The following is a 13,052-nucleotide window of genomic DNA, read 5'->3' on the forward strand; positions in this document are numbered from 1 at the left end:
ATCCTTTTCATTTAAAAATGTTGCTTAACGCACCCACTCAGCCTAAGCACTTCAATCTTCAGACAAGCTGAAGGCAAAACATCTAAACGATTAGCCCAATACACGATGATTTTTTTTACAAATCTCTAAACATACTGTTTAGCATTTTTTCATCCATTTTCAGCAATATAATTCGACCATTAAATAAAACACAGAAAAAATTGTATAAAAAAAATTCATATTACATATAAAAAATTTTCCCAAGTCCTTATTTTTCTACTAGAATCGCCTGTTTTTAGTCAATGCATCTCCTGATATGACGAATCTTCGTACTCGAGATATTATTGCCTTGGGTTTTATGACCTTTGCTCTGTTCATTGGAGCAGGCAATATTATCTTTCCACCAATTGTTGCCCAACAAGCCGGTGAACACGTATGGCTTGCAGCTGCAGGCTTCCTTGTTACTGCCGTGGGTCTACCTGTAATCACGATTATTGCCCTTTCACGCGTTGAAGGCTCAATTCAACTCTTGAGTTCTCCACTCGGTAAAGTAGCAAGCTTAATCTTAACCGTTGTCTGTTATTTGGCTGTAGGACCCCTCTTTGCTACGCCACGTACTGCAACAGTTTCTTATGAGATCGGCTTCTCATCTTATTTTGGCACTTCAGCAAATAGCCTGTTTATTTATAGTGTTATCTATTTTGCTATTGTGACGCTCATTTCACTCTATCCAAACAAACTCTTGGATACGGTTGGACATTTCCTTGCACCAATTAAGATCATTTCTCTTGCTGTGCTCGGTATTGCTGCATTTTTAATCCCAGCAGGTTACATCCCTCCTGCAATTAATAATTATGTCGCCAGCCCTGTTTCTGAAGGCTTTGTGAATGGCTATCTCACCATGGATACGCTCGGCGCACTGGTTTTCGGTATTGTGATTATTCATGCCATCCATTCACGTGGTGTAACCGACAAAAAGTTAGTGACCAAGTACGCTGTGATTGCAGGTCTAATTTCAGGTGTCGGCTTAACACTGGTTTATCTCAGTCTGTTTAAACTCGGTCTTGGAAGCCACGAAGTTGCTCCAAATGCAGCCAATGGTGCGATTATTTTGCATGCTTATGTACAACATGCATTCGGAGATCTAGGTTCAATCTTCCTCACTGGTATGATTTTCCTTGCCTGCATGGTAACTGCAATTGGTCTGACTTGTGCTTGCGCAGAATACTTCTCAGAATTAACTAAAATTCCATATAAAATTTTAGTCTTTGTTTTGATTGGCTTTTCGCTACTGATCTCCAACTTAGGTTTGACTAAACTGATTGCAGTTTCTGTCCCTGTATTGTGTGCGATCTATCCGCCCGCAATTGTGGTAATTATGTTGAGCTTCTTTGCAAAATTCTGGAAAAATCCACCAGCCATTATTGCACCAGTCACAGCAGTATCTTTTCTTTTTGGTATTTTAGAAGGTCTTAAAGCAGCAGAATTGAATGCTTTTTTACCAGAATTTGTTCAACATTTACCTTTAAATGAACAAAACCTTGCATGGTTAATTCCATCTTTGTTGGTCTTAGTTATTGCAATGATCTGCGACAAATTTAGAAAATAATCTTTCGATTTGTAATTAAAATCCAATTTTACCCAAATTAGATTTTATATGTGACCAATAAATGTCGATTTTACCCAAATCTACCTTTATTGTTTACTTTTCGCAGACATGCAATAACATGCCCTGCATGTGTCTCTCTTCCAACAGCTCTCGTTTGAATTTCCCATAATTTGGTCTGCTTTTTGCTTTATTCGACTTAAGCACTATTAAGTTTTTTCGTAGATCGAATTAGGCTAGGTGTTAGGCGATGAAGTTCATATTTTCAACATTTGCATCCCGACAAATGTGCTAACAAGTATTACCAAAAAAAATATGAACCATTCATAAAATAAACAATTTCCCATATATTTTTTTATATAAGTAATAGTTTTTCGACAAAATAAAGGTATTAGCTATTGAAATACCCCTAAATTCGAAGTACAACATTACTAACCAATCCGACTAAAACACTTAGGTTTTAGTCAAATTCATAGGAGGGATGGAGATGTTATCATTACATTTCAATAAGCAAGTCTTCATTAACGCTCTGAAGGCAAATAAAAACATGGTCACCTATTTAAGCACCACCGTGGCCTTGATGCTTACTTTGCTATTTCATGGATTAATTCAAGGACATCTAAAAGCCGAATATTTTGCCTACGCGCTTTTTGTTTCTGCCGCCTTTTATGGCTGGGCCGCCATAGACCAGAAAGTCCGTGCCCAAAAGAAATCCAAGACCATCGATTAAACTGATGGATGATTATTCATCCATCTTCAAAACCAAATTATAATTATTAAAAAAGATATAGCCCTGTTCCCAAGATCAACATTCCTGTCGCAAATAACTCACTCAACACCAATAAGCACATACAAAAGGTCATCACACTTTTTGGCAAAATTCGCTTTCCTAGCCGATGTGGCTCTTTAAATTGATTATTCGTATCTCTAAAAAAGCCATGCAGAACATAACTTAAAATTGAAGCACTAAAAAAGAATAAGTTCAGTAAAACAAAGACCAAATTCCACAACGCTGACCAGACTGAAAATGCAGCCAAGACTGCTAAAATTAAACTTGCAGGTGCATATAACAAGCTACTTCGATGCGCAATATCCACATAATAATGCGCTCGTGCTTGTAGCGATTTCCTGATCTGCCAGTATTTCCAAACTCCTGTAAACATACCCACCCATAAAAACAAGCCACTAAAAATAATCGCCAGCTTCACAGCAACAGAAAAATACAAAACCATTCAACAGCCCTATTTAACAATTTTCTACGCTTATCTGACTTATAAGTCATATTTTTTACAAGTTTCTTTTTAGAACTTAGCTAAAGTATTGTGAAATAGTAATTGAAACTTCACTCATGGATACTCAAGTTAAATCCTTATACATACATTGCGCGGATGGTTATAAATTAAGTGCAAAGCTTTACCCAAGCCAAGTGAATTCCGACAAAACCGTACCCATCTTAATCTGTCCCGCCACAGGTATTGTTAAGGAATTTTATCACTCCTACGCCGAGTGGCTGAGTAGCATAGGCTATAGCGTCATGAGCTTTGATTTTAGGGGCATTGGTGCTTCATTGCATGGTCCATTGCACCAATCTGAAGCCAGTATTGTCGATTGGGGACAACTCGATATTACCGCTGCAATCGATTGTCTATTAGACCAAACTAAAGCGTCTCAAGTCATTCTTCTGGGTCATAGTGCAGGTGGGCAGCTACTTGGCATTTCCCCAAACTACCCCAAGGTTGCCAAAGTGATTGCTGTATCGGGCTCCACAGGGCATATACGTGGCTTAAAAGGTAAGACTAAATTCCTCGCCCCAATCATGTTCCACTTACTCTTCCCAATCTCCAGTAAGCTAAAAGGATTTGGTGCTACCAAAATGATTGGTATGGGGGAAAACCTGCCTAAAAAAGTTGCCAAACAATGGGCTGAGTTTTGTGGGACACAGGGCTATGTCATGCATGCTGTTAAAAAGGAACGACTACCGAATTATCACGATCAAATCACTTGCCCCATTACAGCAATTTGGGCATCAGATGATGAAATTGCCACCCAGCCCAATGTACAAGCACTACTCAAACTTTACCCCAATGCCAAAACATCCATGATTGAGCTAAAACCTCAACAGTTTCAACATAAAAGTATCGGACACATGCAGATGTTCCGAAAATCACATCGCAACCTTTGGCATGTGATTGAACAGCAACTACGTAACTAGTTTTTCCATCAAGCTGTGCAACACTCCAATCTGGCTTGATGGACTTTTTATTCAATAAAAAAGCCCGAACTTCGGGCTTTTTTAACAAACTTAATTAATGGCGATACATAATCGTGACATATTTAATGCGATTATCTTCTAGTTCCGTCACTTCGAAGTGGACACCTTGATAGTCTAACTTCGTACCGACTTGAACATCGCCTTGGGTTTTATCTAAAAGCAAACCCGCAACACTCATATAACCTGCATCATCTTCCACTAAATCCAGCATACCCAGCTCTAGTTCTAACTGATACAAATCTAGCATGCCAGAAGCTTTCCAAGTTTCATCGTTAATTTTAACCAGATCTAACTGTTCATCTGCGTCTGGGAATTCACCCGCAATCGCTTCAAAAACATCGAGAGGTGAAATTAAGCCTTTCACATTGGAAAATTCATCTGTCACAAGAACCAATGAACCCTTAGACGTTCTTAAGGTATTAATCGCATCAATAACTTTCATCTTCTCAAAAATGAAAATTGGACGTTGACGCTTAATTAATGCCTTGAGTGCTTCTTCACCATCATCAAGCACATCTAATAATTCTTTGGCACGTACCACACTAATCACCTTGTCCAAGCTACCGCGGCAGACTGGAAATAGACTATGTGGCACTGCAAGTACCTGCTCACGGATTTTTTCAGGCGTATCGTTTAAATCAATCCAAGAGATTTGATTGCGCGGCGTCATAATCGATGCAACCGAACGCTCTGCCAATGTCAGAACACCACCAATCATATAGCGTTCTTCGTCGGCAAATGCCTCATGTGCTTCAATTTGCTCAGCACCCAATTGCGATGACTCCACTTTACCACCCATGAGTTTTAAGATGGAATCCGCAGTACGATGACGCAAAGGAATCTTAGATTCATGTTTCGCTACATTACGTTTTGAGTACTGATTAAATGCTTCAATCAAGATGGCCACACCAATACCCGAATAGATATACCCTTTCGGAATATGGAATCCAAAACCTTCAGCAATCAAGCTAATCCCGATTAATAACAGGAAGCTTAAACACAGAATTACCACTGTAGGATGACGGTTTACAAAACTGGTTAATGGCTTAGATGCAAATAACATCACAATAACTGCGATGGTCACCGCAGCCATCATCACATAAATATTGTCCACCATACCAATTGCAGTAATAACAGAATCTAGTGAGAAAACTGCATCCAATACAATAATCTGCGCTACAACAGCCCAGAAGCCCGCATATACAACAGATGAAGTGGATTTAATCTCTGGCTTGCCTTCCATTTTCTCATGCAATTCAGTGACAGCCTTATACACAAGGAACAGTCCACCAAAGAGCAGAATCAAATCACGCCCCGAGAAGGATAAATCGGCAATTTGGATCAGTGGTTTGGTCAAAGTAACCAACCAAGAGATTACGGACAATAGTCCTAAACGCATAATTAATGCAAGAGAAAGACCAATAACACGTGCTTTATCACGTTGTTCTGGTGGAAGTTTATCTGCCAAAATAGCAATAAATACTAGGTTATCAATACCTAAAACAATTTCTAATACAATTAGGGTAAGTAAACCAACCCAAATTCCAGGATCTAATAAGAATTCCATTATTTATTCACCTCGATTAAATCAAGGCTTGATTTCAATAAACTAGACCTGCACGGCGACGGATCCATGTATAACCTCTTTTCAACAATAGATTGTTTTATTATGCACACTCTCCCCGTTTTGTAATTACTTTTTTTAATTTTTTTACAAAATCAGAAATTTACATTTGATTTTGAGAAAAGATTAAAATATGATCTTCAGATACAATTTAACTACATTGAGCAGATTGATTTTAACAAAACAAGAAAACCGAGCAGTCATAAATCATTTTTGATTATTTTTAATAGGGATCTCATTACAATAAGACATTGTTATATAAAAATATTTAAATAATTCATCTGTCAATTTTTATTTTAGATGTGAGACGTATCGGTATCGCCTAGTTAATAAAGAGAGTTTTCAAATGATTTTTTTTCACTAAAATGTACACCCGAACGGATTTGCAGGTCGTTTTTTAAACAAATCAAGTAAATTGAATTGCCTATCCCAACCGAATTCTTGTGTAAGATCCTGATGCTACAAGCAGTATAGAGCAATTGCGTATCAGCTTAATCCACACAAAAAGAATGACTTAACTCATAGCAGTGCGTATTGCAATTTTAAATTCGCACTTAAAGGAACACGATTTAGTCAAATTTAAATAGAAATACACATCTTGTTGATTTCTAATTGACTATTTCATCACAGTTATATTGCTTATCATGAGATAATTCTCATAAAATTAAGCAATATAAAAATAAATGACGGGAATCACATATGACTAAAAAGTATGCGAAATTTTTACCTACGACAGATGACTTCAGCCTAGATAATTTTCCTTTTTTCTGGGTGACACAGGTTTATTCGCAGCACGTACAAAAGGTCGATCAAGTCCTCAAAAAGTATGGCTTGGATAATTCTCGTCGTCGCATCTTACTTGCCTTAAAATCCAAACCCAATGCGAGCGTATCTGATCTTTCAGATATGGTGGTTTCCAAAATGTCGACAACCACTAAAATTGTATATCGCCTTAAAGACGAAGGTTTAGTCGACACCTATTCATGTGAAGATGATGCACGCATTACCCGTGTAATTCTCACAGAGAAAGGACATGAAATGGCGCACAAGATTAATGATTTAACCAGCGCAGTCCTAGAACAATCTTTTGAAGGGCTAACTCCTCTTCAAATTGAAAAAATGATGGATAGCTTGAAACATATTTTCAACAACTTAAATCGATAATATTTATGCTTTACAAAACAGGTCTTTCATACCGAAAGACCTGTTTTTATTTCAGTATCTAAATACTATCTACTTTTCAATCTCAACTTTTAATTTCCATTTGCAGATTCTTACTCAAAATTCTCATACAAGTTTGCAAATAAAAAAGCCTCCATAAGGAGGCTTTTTTAACAAAGGCAGCTAACTTAGTCGCCAGTGTAACCTTTTAATTTTAAACGCGCAGCATGCAACAATGGCTCTGTATAACCTGAAGGCTGTACACCACCTTTGAAAATAAGATCAGAAGCTGCTTGGAAAGCGATGTTGTTATCAAAGTCTGCTGCCATTGGTGTATACAATGGATCATCAGCATTTTGACCGTCAACAATCTTCGCCATACGCTTCAATACTTCTTCAACTTGGTCACGCGTTACAATACCGTGACGCAACCAGTTCGCAACGTGTTGAGAAGAAATACGCAATGTTGCACGGTCTTCCATTAAACCGACGTTATTGATATCTGGAACTTTCGAACAACCAACACCTAAATCTACCCAACGAACCACATAACCCAAGATCCCTTGACAGTTATTTTCAAGCTCATTGTTAATTTCTTCAGCTGACCAGTTTGTATCTGGAGCAAAAGGAGGTGTTAACAAATCGTCTAATGAAAGCATTTCTTCAGTTTTCAACTGATCTTGACGCGTTTTCACATTCACTTGATGGTAATGCATTGCATGTAGTGCAGCACCTGTTGGAGATGGCACCCAAGCACATGATGCACCCGCATTTGGATGAGCGGCTTTAGTCGCCAACATGTCTTTCATGCTGTCTGGCTTCGGCCACATACCTTTACCAATTTGCGCCTTACCTTGCAAACCACATTCTAAACCAATTGCAACGTTACGGTTTTCATAAGCAGCAATCCATTTTTGAGTTTTAACAGCTTCTTTACGAACAACTGGTGCAGCTTCCATAGAAGTATGGATTTCATCACCAGTTCGGTCCATAAAGCCCGTGTTAATAAAGATTGTGCGGTCTTTAGCAGCAGCAATACAGTTCTTCAAGTTTACAGATGTACGACGCTCTTCATCCATAATCCCGATTTTTACAGACTTCGCAGGTAGACCAAGCGCTTGTTCTGCACGCTCAAAAAGCTCAACTGCAAATGCAACTTCTTCTGGACCATGCATCTTCGGCTTAACGATGTACATCGAACCTTTACGAGAGTTTTTATTCTCGTTTTGACCACGAATATCAGCAATGGTAAGCAATGGTGTTACCAATGCATCCATGATGCCTTCAAAAATTTCTTCGCCATCTACAAGTACCGCAGGGTTCGTCATTAAATGACCCACGTTACGAAGAAGCATCAGTGAACGACCATGCAATGTCGTAGTACCACCAATTAGGTTCTTAATGGTACGGTCTTTGTTCAATGTGCGAGTAACGGTTTTACCATTTTTCTCGATAGACTCTTGCAAATCACCTTTCATTAAGCCTAACCAGTTACGGTAGCCTTCAACTTTCTCTTCTGCATCAACTGCCGCAACAGAATCTTCTAAATCCTGAATCGTGGTGATTGCTGCTTCAAGTACCAAGTCCTTAACACCAGCAGCATCGGTTTTACCCACTGGGCTGTTTGCATCAACTTCAATAATAGCATGCAAACCATTGTTCAATAGAACAACTTCGGATGGATTAGTTTCTTCGCCATTAAAGCCAACAAATTGTGCTTCATGAGCTAAACCTGTTGTAGAACCATCTTTAAGGGTTACAACCAATTTGTTATTTTCCACTGCATAACGTGTTGCATCAGCATGCGAACCTTGTGCAAGTGGGAAAGTTTCATCTAAGAAATTCTTAGCAAATGCAATTACCTTGTCGCCACGTACAGGGTTGTAGCCTTTACCTTTTTCTGCGCCACCTTCTTCAGAGATCACATCAAAACCGTAAAGTGCATCGTAGAGTGAACCCCAACGTGCGTTTGCAGCATTTAAGCAATAACGTGCATTACGTACTGGTACAACCAATTGTGGTCCTGCCAATAATGCAATTTCTTCATCAACATTTTCTGTGCTGATCTGGAAATCTTCTACTTCTGGTACCAAGTAGCCAATTTCTTTTAGGAAAGCTTTGTAAGCTTCTAATTCAAATGTGTTGTTGCGGTGCCATTCATCAATTTTAGCCTGAAGATCTTCACGCTTTGCCAAAAGCGCTTTATTTTTTGGGCTAAGATCGACAACGACTTGCTCAAAGTTTTTCCAGTATGTTTCGCTGTCCAAACCAGAACCTGGTAAAGCTTCATTCTCGATGAAATCGTAAAGTTCTTTAGCAATCGCTAACTTACCTTTTTGAATACGTACAGTCATTGTCTTTCCTGATATTGCTACTTTTTATAACAAGAGATTCTAGTATACCGATTTATACTTTGCTGAATAGTAATATCACATTCCTAAATAGTAAGCATTTTCTTGAAAATAAATATTGACATCATCAAATAAAATGCTGATTAGTTTGTATTATTACTTCCATGAATACTCTATTTACAGTTTATTAAGTTTTAGAAATGTCGAAATTAGACTTAAGTTCAGAACATCTATCAAACTCATCCCAATTACTTATTTTCATTTCTTGTTTGATCTGACGCATTTTCCATATACAAGCAAAAATGTTGATTTAACATACAATACTTTCGCCTATAAAAAAACGCCATTTAATGGCGTTTCTTTGCTTATTCGTTAAAATCTTTGGCAGATTTCTCAATCAGTCGGTGTTCAGAATGCAAATAATCATCAGATTGCATTTCCAGTAAGCGTGAACGCGTACGTTCAATTTCAAATGCCAACTTTTCACCTTGATAAATATCAATGATCGTATCTTCCGAAGTCAGCAATAATTTGACTCCGCGGTCATAAAACTCATCAACCAAATATATAAATCGACGCGTTCCTTCAGAGAGATAATCCGTCAAATGCGGAACATTACTCACCAAAACCGTATTATAGATATTCGCAATTTCAATGAAGTCAGCTGGGCTACGTGGTTTTAAACACAACTCAGAAAACTCACACCACAATACATCTTCAGTATGACCAATGGTTTCTACCAAACGACTGTTAATGACAATCGGCTCTTGTGACTGATGCTGTGTTTGAGTCAATGCCGTAAAACGCTGAGCAATCCAAACTTTATGATCATGCGTTAAAGGATGCTTAAACAATTGTGCCTGCTTTAATACACGCAAACGGTAATCCACACCTGCATCCACATTCAAAATGACGCAGTTTTTCTTCACCATCTCAATGGTTGGAATAAAACGGTCACGGTGAATACCATTCTTATATAAACCATCTGGAGCAATGTTTGATGTCGCAACTAGCGTTACACCACGGCTAAACAATTTCTGGAATAAATCACTCAGAATCATTGCATCGGTAACATTGGTCACAAAGAACTCATCAAAACAGATAATCACCGACTCTTTATAAATTTGGTCCGCAACAGCATCCAAAGGATTACGCTGACCAGACAATTTATTCAGCTCACGATGCACATATTGCATGAAGTGATGGAAATGCATACGTGTTTTACGACGGAATGGAATCGAGTCATAAAATTGGTCCATCAACCATGTTTTACCGCGACCAACACCACCCCACATATAGACGCCCTGCGGAGAAGTCTGACGACGAAAGCGACGAAATGCTTTTTTCGATGCCTTGTAGCGCTGAATCAGTTCCTGCCAGACACGATCTAACTCATGCACAGCTTGTGCTTGCGCTTCATCAGGCATAAATTGCCCAGAAGCCAAGGCTTGCGCATAACGTTCAGCTGGTGATAAAGGTGCAAAGGCAGTGCTGTGAAGATTTAAATCCGACATATCTTGATTACTATTTTGGTCTGACGAAAGTATAACGAAAATTAGGGAACAATAAATAAAACTTTGGCATGAGTATCCGTACTACTTGGAATATTGCCGAGGACTACGTCCAAACCAGCGTTTAAAAGCATGGTTAAATGCCGCTGGTTCAGAATAACCCAATAATTCAGCAATCATTTCAATGGTGTACTCCTGATATTCAATCAATCTCAACGCCTTCTCTTTAATCAACTGCTCTCTAATCTGCTTATAACTGCTATTTAACTGTTGTAACTGATGCCTCAATGTACGCTCAGGAATATGCAAGGCTTGTGCTGTTTCTGCCATGGTTGGTATTGCACCCTGCTGTAAATCCAGATAATCCTGAACACGCTCAACCAAATCGGGTACAGTAGATTGCTGTGCCAAACGTTTCATTTCAGCCTGACACTTATAATCATAAATTCGAAACGTCATTTGATCTGCCGATGGAATATGAATATCCAGTACAGCCTCATCAAACCAAAACGCTGCATAAGGTTGTGAAAACGTAATATCCGAACCATAGTAGGCCTGATACATTGCGAGAATGTCAGGATCTTCAGGTGGATCAAATGGTAACTCTACCTTAAGCTGAGGCACACTCAGCCCCATCTTTTTATACAGCTCTTGAATAAATTTATAAGTCCCTGCCAATTCTGATTGCGCACGAAACATATTTAATTCATCTACCAGATCATCCGCCTGATAACACAACGCGACCTTATGATTTTGAAATTTAAGACTAAGTTTTGCTGTTAAATGGGTTAAGGGCTGATATGCAATCACTCGTTCTAAAGCAGTTCGAATCGTGTCGCTCGTGACCAACAACATCAACAATGGACCATATCCTGCCAAAGCATAATGCTGCCCAATATATAAACCCTGTTCAGTGGAAACTTGCTCGGACAATACTTTTAAAACATCACGTTCTAATCGCGGATGAATTATTGCGGTAGGGTCCAACGCATCGACACGCAAGCCAATCCCTTGTAACTGCTGATCAACATCAATCCCAGCTTTACGCATCGCTTGTATTAAATACATAAGACTGAGAATGGATCTTTTCATATTTGTGACAATATTGGTGTGAATCCATTTTTTAACCCAATTTAGTGCATTTGAAAATTGCCGAATCTATCAAACTACAATCGTATAAAAATATGTATCCAATCTAGTTAATCTCTCCATAACAAAAAATGCAATCTGACGCACAAGTCGCTGCAACGATGGCACAGTTAAGTTATGATGCTGCAACTGCAAATTAATATTCTTACCATGCAAGCCCTGATCCTGATTTCACAACTCCTGCTTTGCCTCGCAGCAGGCTATCTATTCGCAAAAAAACTACCGATTTACTTAGTCCAGTTTTGCTTTAAAGTTTTACCTTATTTTTCCTACTTACTCTTGATTGGCATTAGCATGGAATTCACCCATGCATTACAAGATATTCATGGTTCTTCGGAGATTTTAACCAGCGCAACCACACTGGCTTTCCTGACGACTATTGGTTCATTTTTATGCTGTTTCGCACTGTATAAATTCATTGGGATTCAACCCACTTCAGGTAAAATTTCGCTCGACCTTTTACTCAAATCTTTTATCAGTATTTCCTATGCATGCTTAGCCCTAGCCGTCGGTTTCGTACTTGCAAAATTATTCGAAAACTATGGCTTACCCATCCAAGTGAACACTTGGTATCTGTTACTCGCATTTATGTTCCTAATTGGGCTTGATCTTGCCTTTAGCCCCTTAGATCGTTCTTGGTTAAACTTGAAAATCCTGCTCGTTCCAATTGGGTGCATTATCGGTTCAATTATCGGCGCTTTAATTGCCAGCATATTCCTTCAACATCTTCAACTCAAAGACCTGATTATGCTCTCGCAAGGGTACGGGTTCTATTCCATGAGTGGCATTGTAGTTTCAGAACTAAAAAGCCCTGCGCTTGGCAGTATTGCGTTAATTAATGATTTATTCCGAGAGATTATTGCAATTATTCTGATGTATTGTATTGGCTGGCGTTACCCCCGCTCTGCGATTGCCTCAGCCGCAGCAACTGCCATGGATGTATCATTACCTATGGTCAAACAGGCTTGTGGCAATGACTTCATTCCACACGCAATGGTGAGTGGTTTTATTCTCTCTATTCTGGCACCCATCGCTGTAAGTGTTCTTGCCGCACTTTAAGCGCAAGACACCCCCTTGGTATTAATGTTAATAAGTTAACACCAAGGGAAATAAATAAAATTGAGCCAGACATACTACAAATCTATATCAATATGACCAACTAGATCTACGACTGCATCAATGACAGCTGATCCAATATCCAACAAATCAATTCCAGATGACCAATCAGCAGAAGACTCTTCTTTCTTTTCTTCAATTAGCTGCGTTTTCTCTAAAGTGTTCTGCAACTCAGCAACCTACTCTTCATCACTCGACCCATCAAGCTCAAATAATTTTTTATTTATCATCTATCCACCTTCTTAATATTCAATTCATAAAAAAAGCCCTTCATTCGAAAGGC

General features: G+C 38.7%; 11 protein-coding genes. 5 read left to right on the plus strand and 6 right to left on the minus strand.

From position 1 onward, the window contains the following. Window positions 1-295 precede the first annotated feature (295 nt). Together brnQ and ACWQ4X_RS11775 are read left to right on the plus strand one after the other, a co-directional pair. Entirely contained in the window at window positions 296-1,588 is a 1,293-nt protein-coding gene (gene brnQ / locus ACWQ4X_RS11770; protein ID WP_457903760.1) for a branched-chain amino acid transport system II carrier protein, read from the plus strand. Window positions 1,589-2,072: 484 nt separating this feature from the next. Continuing rightward, a complete protein-coding gene (locus ACWQ4X_RS11775; protein WP_457903761.1) occupies window positions 2,073-2,315 on the plus strand; it encodes a hypothetical protein in 243 nt (80 codons plus the stop codon). Between the two features lie 46 nt (window positions 2,316-2,361). Here ACWQ4X_RS11775 and ACWQ4X_RS11780 read toward each other — a convergent pair whose 3' ends face one another. Beyond that, window positions 2,362-2,817, minus strand: coding sequence for a hypothetical protein (locus ACWQ4X_RS11780; protein WP_457903762.1), 456 nt, complete (start codon window positions 2,815-2,817; stop codon window positions 2,362-2,364). Window positions 2,818-2,933: 116 nt separating this feature from the next. Here ACWQ4X_RS11780 and ACWQ4X_RS11785 point away from each other — a divergent pair, with 116 nt between their 5' ends. After that, a complete protein-coding gene (locus tag ACWQ4X_RS11785; RefSeq protein ID WP_457903763.1) occupies window positions 2,934-3,797 on the plus strand; it encodes an alpha/beta hydrolase family protein in 864 nt (287 codons plus the stop codon). A gap of 94 nt (window positions 3,798-3,891) precedes the next feature. Here the strand turns inward: ACWQ4X_RS11785 and ACWQ4X_RS11790 are convergent, their stop codons facing one another. Continuing rightward, entirely contained in the window at window positions 3,892-5,424 is a 1,533-nt protein-coding gene (locus ACWQ4X_RS11790) for a TerC family protein (RefSeq protein WP_457903764.1), read from the minus strand. Between the two features lie 756 nt (window positions 5,425-6,180). Here ACWQ4X_RS11790 and ACWQ4X_RS11795 point away from each other — a divergent pair. Then, window positions 6,181-6,645 carry a MarR family winged helix-turn-helix transcriptional regulator gene (locus tag ACWQ4X_RS11795; protein ID WP_142768912.1) on the plus strand — a complete coding sequence of 155 codons (465 nt, stop codon included), beginning with the start codon at window positions 6,181-6,183 and terminating at the stop codon, window positions 6,643-6,645. A gap of 185 nt (window positions 6,646-6,830) precedes the next feature. On the opposite strand, the gene ACWQ4X_RS11800 is transcribed toward ACWQ4X_RS11795, so the two are convergent. The 3 genes from ACWQ4X_RS11800 to ACWQ4X_RS11810 form a co-directional block, all read right to left on the minus strand. After that, window positions 6,831-8,996 carry a malate synthase G gene (locus ACWQ4X_RS11800; RefSeq protein WP_457903765.1) on the minus strand — a complete coding sequence of 722 codons (2,166 nt, stop codon included), beginning with the start codon at window positions 8,994-8,996 and terminating at the stop codon, window positions 6,831-6,833. 362 nt (window positions 8,997-9,358) lie between these two features. After that, on the minus strand, window positions 9,359-10,507 hold the full coding sequence (gene zapE, locus ACWQ4X_RS11805; protein ID WP_142768914.1) for a cell division protein ZapE: 1,149 nt from the start codon (window positions 10,505-10,507) through the stop codon (window positions 9,359-9,361). 81 nt (window positions 10,508-10,588) lie between these two features. Continuing rightward, the gene (locus tag ACWQ4X_RS11810) at window positions 10,589-11,596 is read right to left on the minus strand and encodes an AraC family transcriptional regulator ligand-binding domain-containing protein (protein ID WP_457903766.1); all 1,008 of its coding nucleotides are present in this window, start codon (window positions 11,594-11,596) and stop codon (window positions 10,589-10,591) included. A gap of 207 nt (window positions 11,597-11,803) precedes the next feature. Between ACWQ4X_RS11810 and ACWQ4X_RS11815 the strand changes: the two genes are divergently transcribed. Beyond that, entirely contained in the window at window positions 11,804-12,712 is a 909-nt protein-coding gene (locus ACWQ4X_RS11815; RefSeq protein ID WP_457903796.1) for a lysine exporter LysO family protein, read from the plus strand. 74 nt (window positions 12,713-12,786) lie between these two features. Here ACWQ4X_RS11815 and ACWQ4X_RS11820 read toward each other — a convergent pair whose 3' ends face one another. Beyond that, entirely contained in the window at window positions 12,787-12,939 is a 153-nt protein-coding gene (locus ACWQ4X_RS11820) for a hypothetical protein (protein ID WP_457903767.1), read from the minus strand. Between the last annotated feature and the right edge of the window lie 113 nt (window positions 12,940-13,052).

Source organism: Acinetobacter sp. NigerLNRRAM0016 (genome assembly GCF_054112845.1).